Here is a 23,890-nt window from a genome sequence, read left to right on the forward strand (position 1 = left end):
CGCTCTTTTTTGTTTTCGTTAAACGAGAAACTAGTCTTGCTTATCGTCAGCAACCACTCGAGAGTTATCCGGTGTTGCGAAGTGTTCAGAAAGCTCTTTGTTCGAAATAATATAGCCAACCCACAGAGCACCTAAACAAATTACTACCGCGATACCTGTTGCGCTTAGTGCTTGGCTTGCCATTGCTGCAACCAATGCACTTGCTAGGCCACTAATACTGATTTGCAGGCTGTTTTGTAAGCCAGCCGCTGTCGCAGGGCTCTGTTTCGCGCTTGATAGGGCACGGTTTACTACGATTGGGTAAAGTGCGCCATTCGCTACGGCAATTAGACAGAAAGGTGCGAGTAGAGGCCAGATTGAAGTCAGTTCCCATTGTGATGCAATGAAAATCAGTAATGCGGCAACACTAAACAAACCAATAAGATTTCTTAGTACGACACCATCGCCATACTTCTTCACTGCCTGCTTACCGAAGTAACCACCCGCCATGAATGCAATGGTTTGTGGAATAAAGCTCAAGCCGATGTCTTTTGCTTCATAACCCAGTTGAGCCATGATCTCTGGCATACCGGTTAGGTAAGCGAAGAACGCTGCTGACGCTGAAGCAAACATCAACACATTACCCATGTAAGGCTTTGAATGAAGCAGTGCTTTGATATCGGTTTTGATCGACGTTTGTTTTACTTCTGGCGCTTCTTTTGGTTGAGCCATGGTCGTTGCGATCAACAATGCGCCCATTAGCGTCAGTGTGATAAAGATACTGTGCCAACCAAAGCTGTCTGCTAGCAACACACCCAGTTGCGGTGCTAATGCTGGAGATAGCGCTACTAGAGGCATGATAGTCGCAAAAATTTGCTGGCTGCTGCTTTGAGAGTAACGCTTAATAACCATTGCTTGCCAGATTACCGCAGGCGCACACACACCGATCGCTTGAATGAAGCGCAGCGTCAGTAGGTGCCATACTTCGGTACTGAATGCTAAGCCGAATGAAGCTGCAGTAAAGATAACAAGACCAACCGCTAGCGTATTACGGTGACCATACTTGTCACTCGCCAGACCCCAAAGAAGCTGACCCATTGCCATACCACCAAGGAATACGGTTAGAGACAGAGCAATCTGCTCAGGGCCGGTTGCAAAATCGACTTCCATTGCCTTAAATGCAGGAAGGTACATATCGGTCGCAATAAAGCCAAGCATGGAAAGAACTGCAAGGTAGACCAATTGAAATTTAGAAATATTCATAAAATGCCATTAAACTAAAGGTAGTGATGTTTTTATCATCAAAAAAATTGTTAGATACTCAGGAGTAAGAACCCCTGTTTATTTATGCTGACATTCTATTTTTCAGAGCTGATAAAATAAAACGCTAAAATATGTAGTTATCAATCAAAAAATTTGAAGGCTTATGTTCTCTAAATCCTCGTTAGAAATGCTTGATACCGTTGCTCGCTTGGGCAGCTTTACTGCGGCTGCAGAGCAATTGCACAAAGTACCATCGGCGATCAGCTATGGGGTTAGGCAGGTAGAGCAAGAGCTTGATGTTCTACTTTTCAGACGCTTACCAAGAAAAGTAGAGCTGACGCCTGCTGGGGAGTTGTTTATTGAAGAGGCTCGTCAACTGCTGAGACAGATGGAAGAACTCAGTGCGCAAACTCGCCGAGCTGCGCGTGGTTGGAAGAAAACCTTACGTCTAACCCTTGATAACGTGGTTAAGCTCGACAAGATGAAGCCGATGATTGAAGAGTTTTATCAAACCTTTGAGTTCGCTGAGCTGCAGATCAACATGGAAGTGTTTAATGGTTCTTGGGAAGCCATTGCACAGGGCAGGGCCGATGTCGTCATTGGAGCCACTTCGGCGATTCCGGTTGGTGGTGACTTTGAAGTTAAGGATATGGGGCGGTTAGATTGGGCATTTGTGATGTCACCCAGTCACCCGTGTGTGCGAGAGCAAAACCTTAATGAAGCCTTTGTTAGCCAGTATCCCGCGATCTGTTTGGATGATACTTCTAGCGTATTGCCTAAGCGCCATACTGGCCACTATGCGAGTCAGAGACGTCTTTTATTACCTAATTGGTACAGTGCGATAGAGTGCCTCAAGAATGGTGTTGGGGTGGGTTACATGCCAAGGCATATTGCCGCGCCTATTATCGAACAAGGCTTGCTGGTGGAAAAAATACTACCGGAGCCTAGCCCACAAAGTCACTGTTGTTTGGTGTGGAGAAAAGATGACAACCATAAATTGATCGAATGGATGGTCAAATATCTAGGATCAAGTGAACAGCTTCACCAAGATTGGTTAGATCATCGTAAAGCACTGTAATGATCTATTTAAAATAGGATCGTGTGAGGTTTATCGGAAACGCTCAAATAAAAAGAGCGAGTAAATACTCGCTCTTTTGGTTCGATAGCTTAACTCTTAAGACAAGAAAAACTTGTAGGAAGGGTTATCGGTTTCATCTTTGCATTGGTAGCCAAGTTCTTCTAAGTGTGTAGAGAACTGAGCTAAATCATCATCACCGAGTTCGAAGCCACACAGCACTCGACCGTAATCGGCACCATGGTTACGATAGTTGAACAGGCTGATATTCCAGTGAGTCCCTAAGGTATCAAGGAATTTAATCAATGCACCCGGGTATTCAGGAAACTCAAAGCTGTAAAGACGTTCTTTCAATGGCTTCGATGGTTTACCGCCAATCATGTAACGAATGTGCAGTTTTGCCATCTCGTCATCAGACAAGTCGACAACCGCGTAGTCACCCTCACGTAAGTCATTGATGATGTGTTCGAGTTCTTCTTGTCCACCTTGTAGACGTACACCAACGAAGATATTCGCCAGGCTTTCGTCGTTGTGGCGGTAGTTAAACTCAGTCACCGCTCGACCACCAATAATGTTACAGAACTCTAGGAACGCACCTTGTCGCTCTGGAATAGTTACCGCAAGTAGACCTTCTCGTTTCTCACCCAATTCACAACGCTCAGAGACATAACGCAGACCGTGGAAGTTGGTGTTCGCACCAGAAAGTACCGTTGCTAGTTGCTTATTTTGCAGTCGGTTTTGTTCTGCAAACTTCTTCAAGCCAGCCAGAGCAAGTGCTCCTGAAGGCTCAGCAATCGCACGGGTATCTTCAAAGATGTCCTTTACCGCAGAGCAGATTTCATCGCTAGAGACGGTAATATGACCATCAATGTACTGTTGGCAAAGACGGAATGTCTCTTCACCAATGCGTTTAACCGCAACACCATCAGCAAACATGCTGACCTGATCCAGTACCACAGGTTCACCCGCATCCAGTGCTGCTTTCAAGCAAGCCGAGTCTTCAGGCTCTACCGCAATCACTTTAATCTCTGGCATCAGTTGTTTGATAAGCACTGCAACACCAGCGGCTAAGCCACCACCACCAACCGGCACAAAGATATAATCCATGTGGCCGTTTTGCTGCAGCATCTCCATGCCCATAGTGCCTTGCCCTGCAATCACGAGTGGGTGATCGAAAGGAGGAACAAAGGTGAAGCCATGTTCAGCCGACAGACGTTCCGCTTCCGCTTTCGCTTCATCGAAATTACTGCCGTGTAAAACGACTTTACCGCCAAATCCGCGTACTGCATCGACCTTGATATCCGGTGTCGTTTTTGGCATCACGATTGTGGTTTGAATACCTAACTTAGAGCCAGATAACGCCATACCTTGTGCGTGATTTCCTGCGGATGCTGCGATAACACCGGCTGCTTTCTGTTGTTCAGAAAGGCTTGAAACCATGTTGTAAGCACCGCGCAGCTTAAACGAGTGTACCGGCTGACGGTCTTCTCGTTTTAGCTGAACCTGATTACCGATACGAGCGCTTAAGCGTGGCATATCTTGCAGAGGTGTCACTATTGCCGCTTCGTAAACCGGCGCTCTCAGGATCTGGCGCAGATAATCTGCGCCACTTTGTTTTTTGGGACTGGAGGTGTCATCACTCATAGTTAGCCCTCAAGCTTAGACTTATCACGTACAGCGCCTTTGTCGGCACTGGTCGCCATGCTTGCGTAAGCTTTCAGTGCGAAAGACACTTCACGTTGACGGTTTTCTGGTTTCCAGCCTAATGCATCTTGTTTTTCACGACGTGCTGCTAGTTCATCTTCAGCCACATCAAGCGTGATTGAGCGGTTAGGGATATCGATAGTGATGATATCGCCTGTGTTCACTAGACCAATTACGCCGCCGCTTGCTGCTTCTGGAGAAGCGTGACCGATAGAAAGACCTGATGTACCACCAGAGAAACGACCATCGGTTAGAAGAGCACAAGACTTGCCTAGACCCATCGATTTTAGGTAAGTCGTTGGGTAGAGCATTTCTTGCATACCCGGGCCGCCTTTAGGACCTTCGTAACGAATGACAACCACTTCGCCTGCTTTTACTTTACCCGCTAAGATGCCTTCTACTGCCGTATCTTGGCTTTCGAATACGATTGCAGGGCCTTGGAATTTAAGGTTTTCTTCATCAACACCCGCAGTCTTAACGATACAACCATCAACCGCGATGTTACCTGAAAGTACCGCTAGGCCACCTTCTTGGCTGAACGCGTTTTCTTTGGTACGAATACAACCTTCTTTGCGGTCGTCATCTAGACGATCCCAACGGCAATCTTGTGAGAAAGCTTTGGTGGTACGGATGCCCGCAGGACCTGCACGGAAGAACTTAAGCACGGCTTCGTCTTCTGTTTGCATGATGTCGTATTGAGCGAGCTGCTCTTGCATGCTTAGACCAAGCACGGTGCGAGTTTGGTTGTTCAATAGACCTGCACGGTCAAGTTCACCTAGGATAGCCATTACGCCACCAGCACGGTGAACATCTTCCATGTGGTACTTCGGTGTTGAAGGCGCCACTTTACATAGGTGTGGAACACGGCGAGACATCGCATCGATATCATCCATATCGAAATCAATGTCGCCTTCTTGGGCGGCCGCTAAAAGGTGAAGAACGGTGTTACTTGAGCCACCCATTGCGATATCAAGCGCCATAGCATTATCAAAGGCTGCGCGATTTGCGATGTTGCGAGGCAGTGCTGACTCGTCATCTTGCTCGTAGTAACGCTTGGTTAGATCAACGATGCGTTTACCAGCGTTGATGAATAGCTCTTCACGGTCTGCGTGTGTTGCCAGCATAGAACCGTTACCCGGCTGAGATAGGCCAAGTGCTTCTGTTAGACAGTTCATTGAGTTTGCTGTGAACATACCTGAACATGAACCACAGGTTGGACATGCAGAACGTTCTACTTGCTCACTTTGCTCGTCTGAAATCGTTGGATCAGCACCTTGAATCATCGCATCAACAAGGTCGAGCTTGATGATTTGATCTGAAAGCTTGGTTTTACCTGCTTCCATTGGGCCGCCTGATACAAAGATCACTGGGATGTTAAGGCGCATTGCTGCCATCATCATTCCCGGAGTGATTTTGTCACAGTTAGAGATACACACCATTGCATCCGCACAGTGTGCATTGACCATGTATTCTACTGAGTCTGCAATAAGCTCACGTGATGGCAGTGAGTACAGCATGCCGCCGTGGCCCATTGCGATACCATCATCGACCGCGATGGTGTTGAATTCTTTTGCGATACCACCCGCTTTCTCGATTTCACCCGCAACCAGCTGACCCATATCTTTAAGGTGAACGTGGCCTGGAACAAATTGAGTGAAAGAGTTTACAACCGCGATGATCGGCTTACCGAAGTCATCATCTTTAACGCCAGTTGCACGCCATAAAGCGCGCGCACCAGCCATGTTGCGTCCGTGGGTTGTCGTTGCTGAACGATAGATTGGCATTGTTTAAATCCTTATAAAATATTTGGCTGTTGCTTACTTATTTGTTTGTGTTTGGCTTTCTGACGCATGGTCTGCTGGATAAACGTAGTCTAACCAGCCCCATTTATCTTCAGTGGTTCCATTGAATAAACCAAAGTAAGCTGCTTGAACTTTTTCAGTGATAGGACCGCGTTTGCCTTCACCTACTGTAATTTTGTCTACACTGCGAACCGGAACGATCTCTGCAGCTGTGCCTGTCATGAATACTTCATCGGCAAGGTATAGCGCTTCACGAGCAATGTTCTCTTCACGGATTTCGTAACCCATGTCTTTTGCTAGTGTCATGATTGAATCACGGGTGATGCCCGGTAGAATCGCGCTGGTTGCTGGTGGCGTTGATAACACACCATTACGAATCACAAAGATGTTCTCGCCAGCACCTTCTGAAAGGTAACCATCGACGCTCAGTGCGATACCTTCATCGTAACCATGACGACGAGCTTCACCACCAACCAGTAATGAAGATAGGTAGTTACCACCGGCTTTCGCAGCGGTAGGGATAGTATTTGGTGCGGCACGATTCCAGCTTGAAATCATCGCATCTACACCATTCTCTAGCGCTTCTTCACCTAGGTAAGAACCCCAAGGGAACGCAGCGATGATCAGATCCATCTCAGTATTTTCTGGCGGACACACACCCAAACCAACATTACCGACAAAGCCCAGTGGGCGTATGTACGCAGACTGTAGCTTATTTTGGCGTAGCGTTTCGCGAGTCGCTTCCATAATTTCTTCCTCAGTAAAAGGAATAGGGAAGCGGTAGATTTTCGCTGAGTCTTTTAGGCGTCTTGCATGCTCTGGGTGACGGAAGATTACCGGCCCTTTTGGCGCGTTGTAACAACGAACGCCTTCAAACACAGAAGTACCGTAGTGCATTGCGTGAGTCAGGACGTGAACGTTCGCCTCTGCCCAAGGAACCATTTCACCGTTAAACCAAATATAGTCTGCTGTTTTAGCTGTCATGTTTGCGGTTCCTTATGCGTTTATCTTTTGCTGTAAGTTGTTGTTTGGCAATTCATTACGACTGATAGAGATAACGTCAACGGAACGTACATCCCACAGCTTTTCGATTTGGTTTACCAAAAAAGAGATCGGACGGTCACTGTCGACAATGATCTCTACACTCGCCACCTTGCTTTCGTGGTTTTGAGTGCCCGCGACTTGCTTAACGATGAAGCCACGGTGACGGATAACACGAAGAACACGCTCTAGTAGTACAGGCTTATCATCGGCTTTGATGTCTAATAGGTATCTTTTCATGTTATGTGTTCTCCAACATCTCACTGTTTGAAGCACCTGGCGGTACTAGTGGCCATACGTTTTCTTCTTCATCGATAAGGACGTGAAGTAGGTAAGCAGTTTTGCTTTCTAGCATCTCTTTCAATGCTGGCTCTACTTCTTCTTTACGCGTGATGGTTTTGCCCGGGATATCAAATGCTTTCGCGAGCATGACGAAGTCAGGGTTGTCATCCAAGATGGTTTCGCTGTGTCGGCCATCAAAGAACAGAGATTGCCATTGGCGAACCATGCCTAAGCGAGAGTTATTCAGAAGCACCATCTTCACTGGGATCTGACGACGCTTTAGCGTGCCAAGCTCTTGTATGTTCATCATGAATGAACCATCACCAGAGATAAGAATCGATTGGTCATCAGGACGACCAACCGATGCACCCATAGCGGCTGGTAAACCAAAGCCCATAGTGCCTAGACCGGCTGAGGTGATGAAGTTTTGAGGATCGCGAGGCTGAATGTGCTGAGCGGCCCACATCTGATGTTGGCCAACATCCGTCGAAATGATAGAGCTTGCTGGCATCATGTCTGATAACTGCTTCAGCAGTAGTGGAGCAAAGATCAGATCACCTGGGTGGTCGTAGCGCCACTTGAATGAGCTACGAAGGCCTTCTGAGTGGTGAACCCAAGATGAGATGTCTTGGCTCAGTTCTAGTTGAGGCAGGATCTTGTTGATGTCACCGCGAATTGGCGCATCAGCAAGGCGCAGCTTACTGAACTCTGCCGCATCGATATCGATATGGATAACTTTTGCGTGAGGAGCAAAAGTATCAAGCTTGCCTGTTACTCGGTCATCAAAACGAGCGCCAACAACAATCAACAGGTCACTTTCTTGAACCACTAGGTTAGCGGCTTTAGTGCCGTGCATACCAAGCATGCCAAGGTAGTGCGGGTCGTCACGTTCGATAGTGCCTAAGCCTTTCAGTGTGCTTACGGCCGGCATTGGGTTAAGGCGTAAAAACTCGCGAACTGCATCGGTTGCTTTCGCCAGTTGAACGCCACCACCTACGTATAAAACAGGACGAGTCGCTTGAGACAGGAAGTACTGAGCTTGCTCAATAGCATCCGTTGTCACAACAGGAATGGCTGGTGGTGTAAATTCAGGAAGAATTTTTACAGGGGATTCGGCTAGTTGAACATCTTTAGCGATATCGACAATAACCGGACCGGGACGCCCTGCTTTTGCAACGATAAATGCTTCAGCCAATGTTGGCGCAAGATCTTCAATATCGGTAACGAGGTAGCTGTGTTTAGTACATGACAGAGACATACCAATCACATCCATTTCTTGGAATGCATCGGTACCGATGTGGGAGCTAGCAACTTGACCTGTGATAGCGACGAGTGGGATGGAGTCCATAAAGGCATCAGCAAGACCTGTTACTAGGTTAGTCGCGCCTGGGCCTGAGGTTGCCATACAAACAGCCACGTCTTGTGTTGCACGCGCCATACCAATGGCAGCCATTGCAGCACCTTGTTCATGGCGACAAAGGATGTGTTCAACACCGCCGTCATAAAGTGCATCGTAGATTGGCATGATGGCACCACCTGGGTAACCAAATACGGTCTCAATGCCTTGTTGCTTGAGTGCGGATACGACTAGTTCTGCGCCTTTCATCGTAATCCCTCCGTATTACCTTTATTTTGGTCATTGTTTCCGTTGTCTTTGCACATCTTGTGCTCCCATTCTTCCTGTAAATCGGCAAGGCCGAAAATAATAAAAATTATAAAAATCGAATCGCTAAATTAGAAAAAACCCCCGGACTTTTCAGTGCGGGGGTTTTTTCTAATTCGTGGTTACTTTCTTCCCACTCGCCCCCGCGCAGTCTTAATAATGACTACGATAATCAGGTTAATCAGTGCGTAAATGCGAGCGTTAAAAATCATAATATTCGAGTTTTCTCGTTTATTGTCTTCAGTAAAAGTCTACATCTCTAGTGTTATCACACAAATCTGCAGTATGACAAGGAAAATGTCATTCTTTTTTCACATTAAAACACCATTCCACCAAGCTATATAACAACCTTATCGCTTTGGTGAGCAACGAATACCCAGAGCGAATACTTTTAAATCAAAGACAAAGGAAAGTTATGGGACTCGCGATAATTCACAGCCGGGCTAGTGTGGGAGTAGAGGCACCAGAAGTGACCGTTGAAGTGCATATAAGCAACGGTATGCCTGGGTTTACATTGGTGGGGCTACCTGAAACGACGGTCAAGGAATCTAAAGATCGAGTCAGGAGTGCCATCATCAATTCTCGCTTTGAATTTCCATCAAAAAGGATCACGGTCAACCTCGCGCCTGCTGATTTACCCAAGGAGGGAGGCCGTTTCGATCTGCCAATCGCGCTTGGGATTTTGGTGGCGTCAGATCAGCTTCCGACATCAAAAATAGCTCAACATGAATTTATCGGTGAGTTGGCATTGTCAGGAGAGTTGCGCTCGGTAAAGGGCGTTCTGCCTGCGACGTTAGCCGCCGATAGTGTCGAGCGATGCTTAGTGGTTCCACATCACAATGGTGATCAGGCGGCCTTAGTCGGCAAGGGGGCCCATAAATCAGCGCAAACCTTGCTAGAGGTTTGTGCGGATATGTGTGGCCAGGCTCAGCTTGGTTTATATCGAACCGAGCATCATCATGTCGATGTGTCTGATAATCGTGACTTACAAGATATTATTGGCCAGCAGCAAGGTAAGCGAGCACTGGAGATCGCCGCAGCGGGCAACCATAACCTGCTTTTTCTCGGCCCGCCCGGAACTGGAAAAACCATGTTGGCTTCTCGATTGCGCGATTTGTTACCTGAGATGAGTGATGACGAGGCGATGGAAACTGCTTCGGTGGCTTCATTAACGCAACAAGAGATCAATCAATACAACTGGAAACAACGACCTTTCCGTTCCCCACACCATTCGAGTTCGATGGCAGCATTGGTCGGTGGTGGCTCGATACCTCGCCCCGGTGAGATATCTTTGGCGCATAATGGCTTATTGTTTCTTGATGAGATGCCAGAGTTTGAGCGTAAGGTGCTTGATTCACTGCGAGAGCCGCTAGAGTCGGGTGAAATCATTATCTCCCGTGTCGCGGGTAAGACTCGCTTTCCTGCTCGCTTTCAATTAGTCGGTGCACTTAACCCAAGTCCAACAGGTTATTACGAGGGCAATCAAGCTCGAGCGAACCCGCAAATTATCCTGCGTTACCTCAACCGCTTATCTGGGCCATTATTGGATAGATTCGATATGTCATTGGAGATCCCTCTATTGCCCAAAGGGATGTTAGCCGAAGGAGGCGATCGTGGAGAAACCACTCAAGTCGTGAAGCAAAGGGTTAAGCATGCTCGTGAGTTGATGTTATCTCGAAACCATAAATCGAATGCACTGTTAGGTAGCCGAGAAATTGAAAAGTATTGCCCATTGCGACGCGAAGATGCGGAGTTTCTTGAGACCGCACTGCATCGATTAGGTTTATCGATTCGTGCCTATCATCGAATCATCAAGGTGGCACGAACCATTGCAGACTTAGAGGGTAACGAGCAGATTGAAAAGAAGCATTTATCGGAGGCGCTTGGCTATCGAGCGATGGATCGCTTGCTGAAACAACTTTCAGCTCAAGCTGTGTAGTCATACCAATCGTAGTAAACAACGGGTCATTTATTTACTGTGATTGGTATACAAACAATAAAGCCTGCTTTTTACGCAGGCTTTCGTTGTTATGAACCAATTGTTATGAACTAATGGTTATGAGCGAGTAGTGATGCCTAACTAGAACTTGTAGTTCAGGCCAACTGAAACGATATATTGAGACTCGTCGTAGAAGGTAATGTTCGAGTCGCTGGTGCCGTAGCCCGCCAGTGAAACAAATGACCAGTTGTCCCAATTCATGAATTGCTCATATTCATACGCGGCGAATAGGTTGATATTGTCGTCGCTGCGTTTCTTTTGGAAAGTAATGCTGCTGGCATCGTAAGAGCGTTGGTTGTAACCTGCTGTTAGTGCGTACTGGTGACGCCCCATGCCACCAAATAAGCTTACCTCACCACCGAATTGGTCGTAAGACTCAGCTTTACCATCAGCATCACGTGTTTGATAGATAACGGATGGAATAAGCATCATGGTACGACTGAGTGGCAGGCGATATTGACCTTTCAAGTAGAGCGTATTGGCATCTCGTTTGAGAGCTTCTTCAACCTGATCTTCTTCCACGTCTTTAGTCGCGTAAGCCATGTCTAGCGAGAATGCAGAACCTGCGATGCTACTTAATTTCAAACGAAAGGCATTGCCAGTTTCATCGGTCTTCGTGCGAGCTGATGTGGTGTTGTATGGATCAGCCCAAGTCTCACCTGACATGATGGTTGGCAGAAGTGACGCGTCGATGGTCATGCCTGACTCTAGTTGGTATTTATAGCCAACCTCCAGTACAACAGTACCGGTTGCCACATCATCACGAGCGGTACCTGTGTACACCTGGTGATTTAGCTTTTCACCAAAGGTGTAAGCGACACTGCCTAAAGGTGCGACAAGAAATGAGATCTCAGATGAGGCTTTCTGTGTATTTGACGAAATGGTGCTATCAGCATCGGTATTAAAGTTTGAGGTGGAAGAGGCAACCCCGGTATTGATAGATATTTCACCACTGAAACCTTGTTCGTCTGCAAGCTTGGCAAAAGCGGGAGAGGCTGCAACGCTCAATGCGAGAAGAGTTATTTTTATTTTCATTCAAGGGCTCCTTGCCCACCGGTTCTTAGGACGGGTTATTAATAGCAGTAAAGCATTAAATTTCCAGGTTAATTATTTATCAATGATGATTTTTGAACAAGCAAAAAAAAGGAAGCCGAAGCTTCCTTTAATCATTACCTTACTTCTTTAATAAGAAGTTAACCAGCTCGAAGTACTCATCGAGAGAGTTAATACCTTGAGCGTCAATCAGGTAGCGGTTGTTTACTACAACTGCTGGAACGCCTGACAAGCCGCTGTCTTTGAATGCTTTGTCGAAACGACGAACCATAGAATCTACTGCAAAGCCGTTGTATGCCGCATCGAATTTCTTAGCATCAACGCCTTCATCTAGGAATATTTGACGCAGTTCTGCTTCATCGCGTGGTGGCTTGTTCATGGTGTGGATGCGGTTAAACATCACTGGTACCATTTTATCTTCAACTTTCAGTGCAATCATGGTCGCGTAAGCTTTGCTCATTGGCAGACCCATGTTGCCACCCATGAATGAAACATGGTTCTTCTGTAGCTTAGCGTCTTTAGGTAGCTGTTGTTTTAGCTGCTGGATGATTGGCTCAAAGCTATTACAGTGTGGGCAGTAAAAAGAGAAGAACTCTGTCACCATTGGTTTTTTTGATGCTTCTAGATCGAGAACTTTGTAGTGTTCACCTTCGTTAAATTTCGCAGCGTGAGCTGAAAGGCTCAACATGATCAATGAGAAAAATGCGAATAGCTTTTTCATTTATCCAATCTCCATTATGTTTGAATTTTTATCTAGTTGTATGTTGCGATTGCTGTTACCACTGAGGCATTAACGAAAGTGGTGGCTCTTGCAGGGTAGCAATTTGCTCTTTACAAGCAAGTACTTGTTGCTCCCAATATTTCGGGTCATTAAACCACGGGAAGGCCAGAGGAAACGCAGGATCGTGCCATCGCTTCGCCAACCATGCCATGTAATGCACCATACGTAGACCGCGCAGAGGCTCGATTAGTTTCAGTTGCGCGGTATTAAAATCGCAAAACTCTTGATAACTCTCTAGCAGAATATCCAGTTGCATCATTTTATCTTGGCGTTCGCCGTTAAGCAGCATCCACAGATCTTGAACAGCAGGACCATTACGCGCGTCATCAAGATCGACGAACATTGGCCCGTCGCGCCACAAGATATTGCCCGGGTGGCAATCGCCATGGAGACGAATGTTGTCAATGTTACTTGGCCACTGGCTCTCTAGCTCTTTGATCAGAAGGTCGACGTCATTGAAGAACGCGTTTTCTAGGTGCGTTGGGATAAACTGAGAGTTCTCTAGAATCTTACGTGGCTGATAAAGGTATTCATCTAAGCTGATGGTCGGGCGATGCTGAAATGTTCTTCCAGCACTGGCTTTATGAATACGACCAAGGAAGCGCCCAACGCCTTCCAATTGATCTAGATTGTCGACTTCATATTGCCTGCCACCGACGCTTTCAAACAGTGCAAATAGATAGCCTTGATATTCATGCAAGGTTGCGCCGTTGATTCGCATAGGTGGAGCAACCGGTAACTCTTGTTCGATCAGCTCTAACGCGAAGTCGTGCTCTTCTTGGATCTGTGCTGTGTTCCAACGCTGCGGACGATAAAACTTAACGACGTAGCGTTTACGGTCTTCATCGGTGAATTGATACACCCGGTTTTCGTAGCTGTTGAGAGCGAGAAGCCCGGATTCAGCACGAACTCCAATACTCTCCAGTGCGTGCCACATGAAGTCAGGAGTCAGGTTATCAAAGTTAAAGGCTTGCATCGTCATAGAATAAAAAAGGCTCATTACTGAACCTTTTTCCATTTATTGGGGTGTTATACCAAGCACTAAGGTGACTGGTATCAGAGCTTCTTGATAAAGCGGCTTTCGACTTCCATCGTAAACTCTTCATTATCCGAGAGTATAAACTGAATTGTCGAAACTGGTGAGCTCAGTTTTTCTGGATCGACGCCTAAGCTGATAGGAAGGTTTAAAACCTCACCTGGGTCTACGGTGATCGTTTGTTTACCGTACCAGATAGAATCTGGTAGCCCGCTGACATCAAGCTTGTACTCTTGCTCTTGCTGAGTTTTGTTGATTACTTTCAAGTTGTAAGTATTTTCGACAAGCCCTTGGCTATTGATTCTAAATAGCTGGTTTCTATCTCGTAGAACACTTAAGCCTGCAGGATCAACACTCGCTATCTGTGCGAAGAACAAACCCAGCATGACGATCAATATAGCGCCATAACCTAGCAGCTTCGGACGCATCACCTTGGTTGTGTGACCATCGAGCCTGTGCTCGGTAGTGTAGTTGATCAGACCTTTGTCATAACCCATACGTTCCATGGTGTTGTCGCAGGCATCAATACACGCGCCACAGTTAATACACTCGTATTGTAGGCCGTCACGGATATCGATACCCGTTGGGCACACTTGAACACATAAATTACAGTCAATACAGTCGCCTAGACCAAGTTCTTTTGGATCGGCTTTACGAGAGCGAGGGCCACGGCTTTCACCTCGTTCAGTGTCGTAACCCACGATGAAGGTATCTTTATCGAACATTGCAGATTGGAAACGCGCGTAAGGACACATGTGCAGACAAACAATAGAACGCATCCATCCCGCATTCGCATAAGTACACCCAGCAAAGAACAATACCCAAAACACCGGCCAGAAAGTCGAGTTAAAGGTAAAGAAGCCAACCACCAGCTCTTTGATTGGGATGAAATAACCGACAAAGGTTAAGCCCGTCGCAATCGCAATCGCCCACCACGCGATGTGTTTGATGGTTTTTCTGAGAATTAAATTGCTCGTCAGTTTGCCCGAGTCTTGTTTTCTTCGCTTATTGGCAGCACCTTCCAGCTTCTCTTCGAACCAGATGTACATGAAGGTCCAGACAGTTTGCGGGCATAAATAACCACACCAGACTCGCCCTAAAAAGGTGGTTATGAAGAATAAGCCAAACGCAGCAATCATAAATAGGATGGCGAGTAGGGTCAGATCTTGTGGGTATAGCGTGGTGCCAAAGAAGTTGAACTGCTGGCTACCGATATCGAGCAAGATCGCTTGTCGTTCACCAAATGGAATCCATGGGATAAGCGCAAAAAGTAAAAGTAAGAACCAACCGCCGTAACGACGAAGTTGTTGGAATTTACCTTTGCTTTCTCGAACATAGATTCGGTTACTTGGGTTAAATCGATCTCCATTACCTTTATGTGTTTTTGGGTTAAAGGTTTTAGGAGTCACATCTTTGATGTCGATTTTATCCTGACTCATGGACTATCCTTTTTGTGGCTTGTTTGCCCGGTTAAGTCGGGCATGACGACATTACTTGAAAGTATGGTTTAGAGAACCTGTAGAAATTGAGCTTGGTGCATTTGTTGTTATCGCACTCACTCTTATTATTTTAGAAGATTCTTATGGATGGCGATTATAGCGACAATCTTGTTCTCATTTCTTTAACGCTATCAACCTTTAACAACAAAAGTCATAACAGTTGTGACGAAAAAATAGCGAACAGAAACAAAAAAGCGACCTGGTGGTCGCTTTTTAAAATTGAGTGTTTTATCTATACGGCAATTGAGTTCTAACCAAATAGGCGATTAAAGAAGGCCACGCGCTTTTAGAATTGCCGTTTTGAAATCATCTTCTTGGTCTTTTTTAAGACCTGGGATCATTTCATCTTTTTCGCTGTTACGCATTTTTAGATGGTAGATAAGAACATCGTCAGTCAGCTCTTCTAGCTTGCCTTGGTAGCCTGCTTCGTTTGATAGCTTAATAATGAACTCTAATAGGTTAAGCTCTTGATCTTTCTGCCACTCAGGCTCCATCAGTTCAAGCAGTTCCTCAATGCGGTGACACTTCATACTTTACTTCTCCACAAATTTTATAATGATTTGTGGTTAAGGTATCAAATCGGGTAGGGAATACCAATGTGTAAAGACATTTCAAGATGGGACTGGGCAAGAAAAAAGCGCAGTAAAAACTGCGCTTTTCGTTAAGCGGCTTTAATTACTTTTGTTGCAGTCGGTGCTAATAAAGCAGTCTTCTGAACGAGAGTCATTGTAGGAGCCAATTTCTTAGCCGTTGGAGCAGCAACAAAGCCACTACGACGACGCATCGCACTACGGTTGGTGTGCGAGAACCTGACAGCTGTTGGGCGCATTAATTTACCTAACGGTCAGGCATATCCATTGCCAATCTAATGGCCTGACTTATCATGAGCTTCGCTTCAATTACTTGAAGAGTCACTCGTCTGGCTTTCGCCAATCCGAAAAATAAATCAGGATAATGATATGCATGCATATCAAGGCTTAGATTATCACTATCTAAGTTATCGATCGACGCCTGAGTGATAATTAAACGATATTAGAGCTAAAATAGTGTGAGCAGTATATTTGAGTTTGAACCTCTTTCAGGCTTAAGATGATGCTTTAAAGGAGGTGCATATGTCGTTCTTAAAGAAAACGTTAGCTAGTTTTGGTATTGGATCTGCCAAGGTGGACTCTGTATTGCAACAGGAAGTGCTTTACCCAGGCAAGAAGGCGAGCATTATTGTGCATGTCTATGGTGGCGCTCAGCCACAAGAAATCGACAACATCGATCTCAACTTGTGCTGTCGTTACGTCAAAGAAGTTACCATGAACTCGCAAAGGCAAGAGGGCGGTCATAAACGCCGAATGCACCAGACGTACTCGTTGGCTAAATGGAGCCTGCCGTATGCCTTTGTGATTCAGCCGGGAGAAACCCGTGACTTTGAATGTGAGTTTGATGTACCGCTGAATACACCAGTCACGATTGGTGACTCAAAAGTATGGCTTGAAACCGGGCTCGATATTGCGATGGCGATTGACCCATCGGATAAAGACTCCTTAACGGTTCGTCCTGATGCGCTCCTCGATGGCATCTTTAACGAACTTGAAGCTCAAGGGCTGCGGATACGCCAAGTGGAATGTGAAGCGGTCGATGGCTTTGAACTGCCGTTTGTCCAAGAGTTTGAGTTTGTGCCGACTACTGGCCCTTATCATGGTCGCTGGCGTGAGCTTGAGGTTGTTGCTCATCGTGGTGAGACAGAACTTAAGTTGTGGTTTGAGATAGACCGCAATCGCGATGGCGCAAAAGGTATGTTGGCGAGCTTGCTGGGAATGGGTCAACTACAGCGTCAATTGAGTGTCCCGCTTGATACCTCACCAGAAGACGCCGGTAAGATGGTGGTCGAGTATTTAGAAAACGCGTCTTAGCTGAATCGCACATTTTATAAGTCATTTTGTCATAAAAATTTAAGCTTACACGTGTAAGCTTAATGTGTAATACTGGGTCAATCGAACATTTACTCTAGTAGGATACTCATGTCTGCATCATCAGCCAGCGAATACAGTGACATCGAAGAACGCGCTAATGCGATAACCCATGGTTTGGGCGTCGTACTTGGCGTAGTGGGCCTGATCCTGTTACTGATTCGTGCGTTTGATTACCAAGCCGACATGCTTACTGTTGCCAGTATGGCGGTGTATGGCAGCAGTATTATTCTGCTCTTTCTTGCTTCCACGTTGTACCACTCGATCACCACTGAGAAAACCAAGCGCTTACTCAAAACGCTCGATCACTGTGCGATTTATTTGCTGATCGCGGGCAGTTACACGCCGTTTCTTTTGGTGGGCTTAAGAACCCCATTAGCGATGGGCTTGATGGCGGTGATCTGGGGAATTGCGCTGGTGGGCATCATCATGAAGATTGCCTTTGTTTACCGATTCAAGCGCTTATCGCTGTTCATTTACTTAGCGATGGGTTGGCTATCTTTGATTGTTGTTTATCAATTAGCGATGAACATCGATATAGGTGGTTTGGTGTTACTGGCGGTTGGCGGGGTGATTTACTCGCTGGGTGTCATTTTCTATGTGGCAAAACGCATCCCTTATAACCATGCCATCTGGCACCTGTTTGTGTTGGCGGGCTGCGCTTGCCATTTCTTCGCTATCTATCTGTTTGTTACACCGGTTTAGCGGGCAACGACCTCGATAATCTCGGCTTTAATCTGATATTCAGGGTGCTCTGCTAGGTCGAGTTCTATCAACTTACCTTCTTCAGCTGTCTTTGGTCGCAGGTAAGTGTCGGCCATTCGTTTGATTGATTTCCAGACTGCGACTTCTTGTTGTGCCAGTAACTCACCTTCTGCGGTAAATACGCTGATGTTAAGTGATACCAAAATGACAGCTTGAGTGCCTTGGTTGGTGATGGCTGTCGGAATGATAAGCTCACCACCTTCATAGCGGCTCGCGCCTAATACGACATCCACTCCTGATTGAGACAGTTGCAAGCTTGGCTTTTTACTATTAACCACAATCGTAGTACCACGCGTACTGGTTGCAACTGGGACTGCGACTACGGGTACAGCTGCGACTGGCGCCGTCGCTACCGCTGAAGTTATCTCTGTCGTTGTTGTTTCTTCTGTTTTATTTTCTGCCACATACTGCCAAGTAAAATCGTCTTTTAGTAACACTTGCTTGCCATCAGGCAATGTGACCATTTGATCAGCAAAGGCAGAACTTACGAATACTGAGTTTGCGAGCAATGCGCTAGCGAGAAATACGTATGATTTCATCTGTGTTTCCTTGATTTTTTTGCTTGGTTAGCGTCGCCAAAAGGCTGGGAAAAATAGAACAATGAGCGTCAGTATCTCGAGGCGTCCCATTAGCATTCCTAAACTTAGCAACCATTTAGCGGCGTCTGGCAGTGGAGCAAAGTTCCCGGTTGGACCGATCACGCTGCCCATGCCTGGGCCCACGTTGGCAACGGCTGTGATAGCGCCAGATATACTGGTCACAGGATCAAGTCCCATCGCGCTCAAGCCGCCTGCAATTAAGATAATCGTGATAAAGAACATCAAACCAAATGCCACGAGTGAACGCACAATATCGTCATTCACAGGTCGCTGATTGTAGCGTTGAACAAACACGCCTGATGGGTGAATCAGCTTCATCATTTGTTTGTGGAGCATGGTCATCGCAATCTGGAAGCGGAAGATTTTGATACCGCCAGAGGTTGAACCCGAGCACGCGCCCGCCATCATTAGGAATGCAAACAAGGTGGTTGGCAGTGCACCCCAGGCGGTGAAGTCTTCTAAGCCAAAACCGGTTGTGGTGACGACTGACACAATGTTGAACATCGAAACACGCATCGCATCCATAACAGTGTAGCCATCTCTAACCACCAACCATGTTGATATTACGGCGCTGGTGACCAAGAACAGGTACGTGAAACCTCTCACTTGCGCGTCTTTGTAGAGGATTGAGAGTTTTCGGCCTCGCAGTGCGCTAACAAACAGTAAGAATGGCAGACCGCCAAGGAACATGAACAGTGTTCCCACCCAGTGAGCACTGTTAGAGAAGTGGTTCATCGAGCCATCTGAGGTTGAGTAACCCCCCGTCGACAGTGTTGTGAACGCGTGATTGATCGCGTCAAAGATGCCCATGCCTGCAAGCAAATAGCTAATGATGCATAAACCAGTCAGAACCAGATAAACCGCTACGATGTTCTTCGCGACGGTTTTTGCTCGTGGGCTGCTTTTATCTGACCAATCGGATGATTCGGTTTGGAACAGGCGCATACCACCAACGTTGAGCATTGGTAGAACTGCTACCGCCATCACGATAAAGCCGATGCCGCCTAACCATTGCAGTATAGAACGCCACAACAGAATGCTTGGTGCCATGCTGTCTAAGCCGCTTAATACGGTTGAGCCTGTCGTGGTGATACCTGACATGGTTTCGAAGTAGGCGTCAGTGAAGCTGATGTGGTTAATGAAGACAAATGGCAGGGCGGCAAAGGCGCTGGCAATTGTCCAAACCAAAGAGGTGATAAGGAACATGTCCCGCACCCCAAGTCGGAACTTAGCGGAGCGGCCCAAGCTCAAGCAGATGAACGCCACAATGTGCGTGATCACTACCGATTGACCAAACTCGAGGAAGCCACCGGTGCCAGTAAAAAAGGCAACCAATGTGGGGATGTACATGAAAAGGGCGAGTTTTGATAACACTAACCCTATCACTAATAATATCGGACGAAAGTTGACCATAGCTTAATAGACCATAGCTTTAATTGATTACAGCTTTGTGCCGGAGCGTCGTTCTCACAAAAAGAAAGTTGCGAGAAGAAGCTTACGAGAACAAGGCTATAAGAAGAACGGGCTCGGTTGGAATAGAGACTCAACATCAGGTACGTATTTCTTGTCCACTAGGAACATCACTACGTGGTCATCCTGTTCGATTACGGTTCTATCGTGCGCGATAAGCACCTCTTCTCCGCGAACAATCGCACCAATAGTGGTGCCCGGTGGCAGTTTGATGTCGCCAATCGCTCGGCCAACAACTTTAGAGGTGGTTTCGTCACCGTGAGCAATGGCTTCAATCGCCTCAGCAGCACCGCGACGTAGAGAGGATACGTTAACAATATCAGCACGACGAACGTGAGTAAGTAGCGCAGAAATCGTCGCTTGCTGTGGAGATATCGCAATATCAATCACGCCACCCTGAACAAGGTCGACATAAGCGCCACGCTGAATCAGCACCATTACCTTCTTGGCACCCATTCGCTTCGCCAACATCGCTGACATGATGTTGGTTTCATCTTCATTGGTTAGAGCGATGAACACATCAACTTGATCGATGTTCTCTTCGGTCAGTAGCTCTTGGTCGGCTGCATCACCACAGAATACGATGGTGTTTTCTAATTCTTCAGATAGCTTCTCGGCGCGAGTGTAGCTGCGCTCGATAAGTTTAATGCTGTAGCTCTGTTCAAGGCGTTTTGCCAAGCTTGCACCAATGTTACCACCACCGACAATCATGATGCGGCGGTACGGTTTCTCTAGGCGTTGCAGTTCACTCATTACTGAGCGGATATGGTTACTCGCTGCCACAAAGAAAACCTCATCATCGGCTTCAATGATGGTGGTGCCTTGTGGGCGAATAGGGCGACCTTGACGGAAGATAGCGGCTACACGAGTATCAATGTGCGGCATGTGCTCACGCAAAGCAGACAGTGCGTTACCAACCAATGGTCCACCGTAATAAGCTTTGACTGCGACTAGGCTAACCTTCTGTTCAGCAAAGCTCACAACCTGCAATGCACCTGGATATTGAATCAGGCGCTCGATGTAGCTGGTCACTAACTCTTCGGGTGCGATGAGGTGGTCTACTGGGATTGCACCTGATTTGAATAGCGCTTCTTTCTCTTCTAGGTATTGAGGAGAACGAATACGAGCAATACGGTTTGGCGTGTTAAACAGAGAGAAGGCAACCTGACATGCGGCCATGTTGGTTTCATCCATGTTGGTTACGGCAACCAACATGTCGGCATCTTGCGCGCCCGCTTCACGTAGTGTGTTCGGGTGGCTGGCATAACCGTTTACAACCCTAAGGTCGTATTTGTCTTGAAGTTCACGCAGTCGGTCGGCATTACGGTCGACAATCGTGATGTCATTGTTTTCACCTACTAGGTTTTCAGCAAGGGTACCGCCAACTTGTCCAGCACCTAGAATAATGATCTTCATAGCCTTTCTCTTATTTTTGCCGTTGTAATTCTAGTGATCTCATTTTGCTTTGATAATGCACTAGAAAGAAACAGCGGCTAAGAAATAAATTCTTAGCCGCTGTTAGTTGTTATGCCTGTTTTACTAGAACTGCGTAGTAGAAGCCATCCATATCTTCTTCACCAGGCAGTATTTGACGACCCGGTTTTTCGATATCAGACCCAACCAGCGTTGCGTTCTCGGTACGCTCTAAGAATGCTTTCACTTGCAGCACGTTTTCTTGCGGCGTGATAGAACATGTCGCATAAACCATGGTGCCGCCTTCTTTTAGCTGGCGCCACATTGCATCCAAGATCTCACTTTGCAGCTCTGCTAGTGCATCAATATCAGATGCACGGCGTAGCCACTTAATGTCAGGGTGACGGCGGATTACACCCGTCGCTGAACATGGAGCATCAAGTAGGATGCGGTCAAACTGACTGCCCGTCCACCACTCTTCAGGGTAGCGAGCATCACCACAGATTACGTCGGCACGTAGTTGTAGGCGTTCAAGGTTATCGTAAACGCGGTCTAGGCGCTTAATATCGCTGTCGATTGCAACCACTTCAGTGTCTTGAGTATGTTCAAGAATGTGTGCAGTTTTACCACCAGGTGCTGCGCAGCAATCTAGGATTAGCTCACCATCTTTTGGTGTTAGGAAATCAACGGAAAGCTGAGCTGCAGCATCTTGCACAGATACCCAGCCTCGGTCGAAACCAGGAAGCAAAGTAACGTCACAAGGTGAGGCTAATTTTATGGCATCAGCTGCTTCAGGGTGCAGTGTGTATTCAATGTTTTCGTTTTTAAGCAGTTCAACATACTCGTCACGAGTGTGGTGTTGGCGATTTACACGCAGCCACATTGGTGCCTTGTTATTGTTTGCTTCAACTAATTGCTCCCACTGATCTGGGTAGCTCTCTTGAAGCATTTTTAGAATCCAGCTTGGATGGCTGTATTTACCAGCATTGTGGCTAACGGCTTTCTCGTCTAGTTCTTCTTGATCGCGCAGATAGCTGCGAAGTACGGCATTGATCAAACCACTGAGGCTTGGGCCACGCAGTGTTTTGGTTGCTTCAACTGTTTCAGCAACGGCGGCATGCGAAGGAATTCGCATAAAGCCCAACTGATAAATGCCTACTAAGATCAGGTGATGGAAGACGCGCTTTTTACCTTTAAGCGAGTTTTCCATCAGTTCGTTAGCGATTGACTCTAAGCGAGGCAGGTAACGAAGTGCGCCGTAGCAAATCTCTTGCAGTAGAGCATGGTCTCGCGGACGGATCGTTTTTTGAGCCGCAGGGAGAGCGTGTGAAAGAGAGTGGCCTTTATCGACAACTTGGAATAGGACATTTGCAGCAGCAGCGCGAACATTCATGAGGGGTACCGAATATTTATTTGAATACATGAGGGCATCTCTGCCCTCGTAAAGGTTTTCTAAACTGTGTTTTTACAAGCTACACATTTTTAAGTGCATATTGAGTAGCTTTAAAGCGGTTAAGAAAGTTGAGTACCAACTTCAAACCAGCTTGCACGTGAGTTCAAGATGTCTTGAACTGACATGGCTTTTTTACCTGGAACTTGCAGTTGTTCCAAAACCAGTACTTTGTCGCCAGTCGCAACATAGATACCCGTTTTATCTGCTTTGATGATTGAGCCAGCTGGCGCAGATGTTGATTCTTGATCAACACGTGTCTGCCAAACTTTAATGCTTTTTTCATCATTAGAGCTGCTATCAGTAATCGCAAAGTGACTCATTGGCCATGGGTTGAAAGCGCGCACACAACGTTCGATGTGTTCTGCACTGTCATTCCAATCAATTTTAGCTTCGTCTTTGCTCAGCTTCTTCGCGTAGTTAGCAAGTTCGTCATCTTGCTTTTCAGCAACGGCTTTACCAGAAGCGATGTCAGCTAAACATTCAACAAGAGCATCAGGGCCAAGGCCAGCTAACTTCTCGTACATTGACGCGCTAGTATCTGTCGCTTCGATTGGCAGCGTTGCGATGCTTAGCATATCACCGGTATCTAGGCCGATATCCATCTGCATGATCGTCACGCCTGTCTCTTTATCACCCGCCCAGATAGAGCGTTGAATCGGAGCAGCACCACGCCAGCGTGGTAGGATTGAACCATGCACGTTGATACAACCCAAGCGAGGCGTATCTAATACAGCTTGTGGAAGAAGCAAGCCGTAAGCGACAACAACCATGATGTCAGCATTCAAATCTGCTAGCTCTTGCTTAGCCTCATCTGACTTGAAGTTTTCTGGTTGGTAAACCGGAATATTGTTTTCAAGTGCGATGTTTTTTACTGGGCTCGCAGTCAGTTTTTTACCGCGGCCTGCTGGACGATCTGGCTGTGTGTAAACAGCAATAACTTCATGCTCCGAAGACAACAACGCCGCCAAATGACGGGCGGCGAAATCCGGAGTACCTGCGAAGACAATTCTTAAAGATTGACCCAAGGTAGACTTCCTTCTTAATTTAGTAAT

21 protein-coding genes are annotated in these 23,890 nt (G+C 46.7%); 4 read left to right on the top strand and 17 right to left on the bottom strand.

Going from position 1 to position 23,890, the window contains the following annotated elements:
• Positions 1-30 precede the first annotated feature (30 nt).
• Entirely contained in the window at positions 31-1,242 is a 1,212-nt protein-coding gene (gene punC, locus NX845_RS19050) for a purine nucleoside transporter PunC (protein WP_108151509.1), read from the bottom strand.
• Positions 1,243-1,405: 163 nt separating this feature from the next.
• Between punC and punR the strand changes: the two genes are divergently transcribed.
• Complete coding sequence (gene punR, locus NX845_RS19055; protein WP_004735746.1) at positions 1,406-2,320, top strand: DNA-binding transcriptional activator PunR; 915 nt, start codon at positions 1,406-1,408, stop codon at positions 2,318-2,320.
• 96 nt (positions 2,321-2,416) lie between these two features.
• On the opposite strand, the gene ilvA is transcribed toward punR, so the two are convergent.
• The 5 genes from ilvA to ilvG are packed head-to-tail and all read right to left on the bottom strand — an operon-like array spanning position 2,417 to position 8,752.
• Positions 2,417-3,961: a threonine ammonia-lyase, biosynthetic gene (gene ilvA / locus NX845_RS19060; RefSeq protein ID WP_065608165.1), complete on the bottom strand. Its 1,545-nt coding sequence runs from the start codon at positions 3,959-3,961 to the stop codon at positions 2,417-2,419.
• 2 nt (positions 3,962-3,963) lie between these two features.
• Positions 3,964-5,805, bottom strand: coding sequence for a dihydroxy-acid dehydratase (gene ilvD / locus NX845_RS19065; protein ID WP_086050351.1), 1,842 nt, complete (start codon positions 5,803-5,805; stop codon positions 3,964-3,966).
• Between the two features lie 33 nt (positions 5,806-5,838).
• Entirely contained in the window at positions 5,839-6,807 is a 969-nt protein-coding gene (locus tag NX845_RS19070) for a branched-chain amino acid transaminase (RefSeq protein ID WP_260257074.1), read from the bottom strand.
• 12 nt (positions 6,808-6,819) lie between these two features.
• Positions 6,820-7,104 carry an acetolactate synthase 2 small subunit gene (ilvM, locus tag NX845_RS19075; protein WP_017077311.1) on the bottom strand — a complete coding sequence of 95 codons (285 nt, stop codon included), beginning with the start codon at positions 7,102-7,104 and terminating at the stop codon, positions 6,820-6,822.
• A 1-nt stretch (position 7,105) separates the two neighbouring features.
• Positions 7,106-8,752: an acetolactate synthase 2 catalytic subunit gene (gene ilvG / locus NX845_RS19080; protein ID WP_004735752.1), complete on the bottom strand. Its 1,647-nt coding sequence runs from the start codon at positions 8,750-8,752 to the stop codon at positions 7,106-7,108.
• A 472-nt stretch (positions 8,753-9,224) separates the two neighbouring features.
• Between ilvG and NX845_RS19085 the strand changes: the two genes are divergently transcribed.
• Positions 9,225-10,748: a YifB family Mg chelatase-like AAA ATPase gene (locus NX845_RS19085; RefSeq protein WP_017095707.1), complete on the top strand. Its 1,524-nt coding sequence runs from the start codon at positions 9,225-9,227 to the stop codon at positions 10,746-10,748.
• 141 nt (positions 10,749-10,889) lie between these two features.
• Here NX845_RS19085 and NX845_RS19090 read toward each other — a convergent pair whose 3' ends face one another.
• From NX845_RS19090 to NX845_RS19115, 6 genes are all read right to left on the bottom strand, one after another.
• Positions 10,890-11,843, bottom strand: a complete 954-nt coding sequence (locus tag NX845_RS19090; RefSeq protein ID WP_260257075.1) for a DUF2860 domain-containing protein — start codon at positions 11,841-11,843, stop codon at positions 10,890-10,892.
• Between the two features lie 139 nt (positions 11,844-11,982).
• On the bottom strand, positions 11,983-12,582 hold the full coding sequence (locus NX845_RS19095; RefSeq protein ID WP_004735755.1) for a thiol:disulfide interchange protein DsbA/DsbL: 600 nt from the start codon (positions 12,580-12,582) through the stop codon (positions 11,983-11,985).
• A gap of 55 nt (positions 12,583-12,637) precedes the next feature.
• The gene (locus NX845_RS19100) at positions 12,638-13,624 is read right to left on the bottom strand and encodes a serine/threonine protein kinase (RefSeq protein ID WP_260257078.1); all 987 of its coding nucleotides are present in this window, start codon (positions 13,622-13,624) and stop codon (positions 12,638-12,640) included.
• 74 nt (positions 13,625-13,698) lie between these two features.
• Positions 13,699-15,117 (bottom strand): cytochrome c oxidase accessory protein CcoG, encoded by a 1,419-nt coding sequence (gene ccoG / locus NX845_RS19105; protein WP_004735757.1) that lies wholly within the window; start codon positions 15,115-15,117, stop codon positions 13,699-13,701.
• 326 nt (positions 15,118-15,443) lie between these two features.
• Positions 15,444-15,707, bottom strand: coding sequence for a YihD family protein (locus NX845_RS19110; protein ID WP_004735759.1), 264 nt, complete (start codon positions 15,705-15,707; stop codon positions 15,444-15,446).
• A gap of 131 nt (positions 15,708-15,838) precedes the next feature.
• On the bottom strand, positions 15,839-16,006 hold the full coding sequence (locus tag NX845_RS19115) for a hypothetical protein (protein ID WP_004735761.1): 168 nt from the start codon (positions 16,004-16,006) through the stop codon (positions 15,839-15,841).
• Between the two features lie 283 nt (positions 16,007-16,289).
• On the opposite strand from NX845_RS19115, the gene NX845_RS19120 reads away from it, so the two are divergent.
• Both NX845_RS19120 and NX845_RS19125 read left to right on the top strand, forming a co-directional pair.
• The gene (locus NX845_RS19120) at positions 16,290-17,081 is read left to right on the top strand and encodes a sporulation protein (protein ID WP_260257076.1); all 792 of its coding nucleotides are present in this window, start codon (positions 16,290-16,292) and stop codon (positions 17,079-17,081) included.
• Positions 17,082-17,189: 108 nt separating this feature from the next.
• Positions 17,190-17,843 carry a hemolysin III family protein gene (locus NX845_RS19125; protein WP_004735763.1) on the top strand — a complete coding sequence of 218 codons (654 nt, stop codon included), beginning with the start codon at positions 17,190-17,192 and terminating at the stop codon, positions 17,841-17,843.
• Here NX845_RS19125 and NX845_RS19130 read toward each other — a convergent pair.
• The 5 genes from NX845_RS19130 to fmt all read right to left on the bottom strand — a co-directional run bounded on the left by NX845_RS19130 (position 17,840) and on the right by fmt (position 23,863).
• Positions 17,840-18,442, bottom strand: coding sequence for a DUF3157 family protein (locus NX845_RS19130; protein WP_260257077.1), 603 nt, complete (start codon positions 18,440-18,442; stop codon positions 17,840-17,842). The genes NX845_RS19125 and NX845_RS19130 overlap by 4 nt on opposite strands.
• Before the next feature lie 27 nt (positions 18,443-18,469).
• Positions 18,470-19,915 carry a TrkH family potassium uptake protein gene (locus tag NX845_RS19135; RefSeq protein WP_017081746.1) on the bottom strand — a complete coding sequence of 482 codons (1,446 nt, stop codon included), beginning with the start codon at positions 19,913-19,915 and terminating at the stop codon, positions 18,470-18,472.
• A 96-nt stretch (positions 19,916-20,011) separates the two neighbouring features.
• Positions 20,012-21,388: a Trk system potassium transporter TrkA gene (trkA, locus tag NX845_RS19140; RefSeq protein WP_004735766.1), complete on the bottom strand. Its 1,377-nt coding sequence runs from the start codon at positions 21,386-21,388 to the stop codon at positions 20,012-20,014.
• 109 nt (positions 21,389-21,497) lie between these two features.
• Positions 21,498-22,778 carry a 16S rRNA (cytosine(967)-C(5))-methyltransferase RsmB gene (gene rsmB / locus NX845_RS19145; RefSeq protein ID WP_017077320.1) on the bottom strand — a complete coding sequence of 427 codons (1,281 nt, stop codon included), beginning with the start codon at positions 22,776-22,778 and terminating at the stop codon, positions 21,498-21,500.
• A 119-nt stretch (positions 22,779-22,897) separates the two neighbouring features.
• The gene (gene fmt / locus NX845_RS19150; RefSeq protein WP_102290931.1) at positions 22,898-23,863 is read right to left on the bottom strand and encodes a methionyl-tRNA formyltransferase; all 966 of its coding nucleotides are present in this window, start codon (positions 23,861-23,863) and stop codon (positions 22,898-22,900) included.
• Positions 23,864-23,890: the final 27 nt, after the last annotated feature.

Source organism: Vibrio sp. NC2 (assembly GCF_025195005.1).
GTDB lineage: Bacteria > Pseudomonadota > Gammaproteobacteria > Enterobacterales > Vibrionaceae > Vibrio > Vibrio splendidus.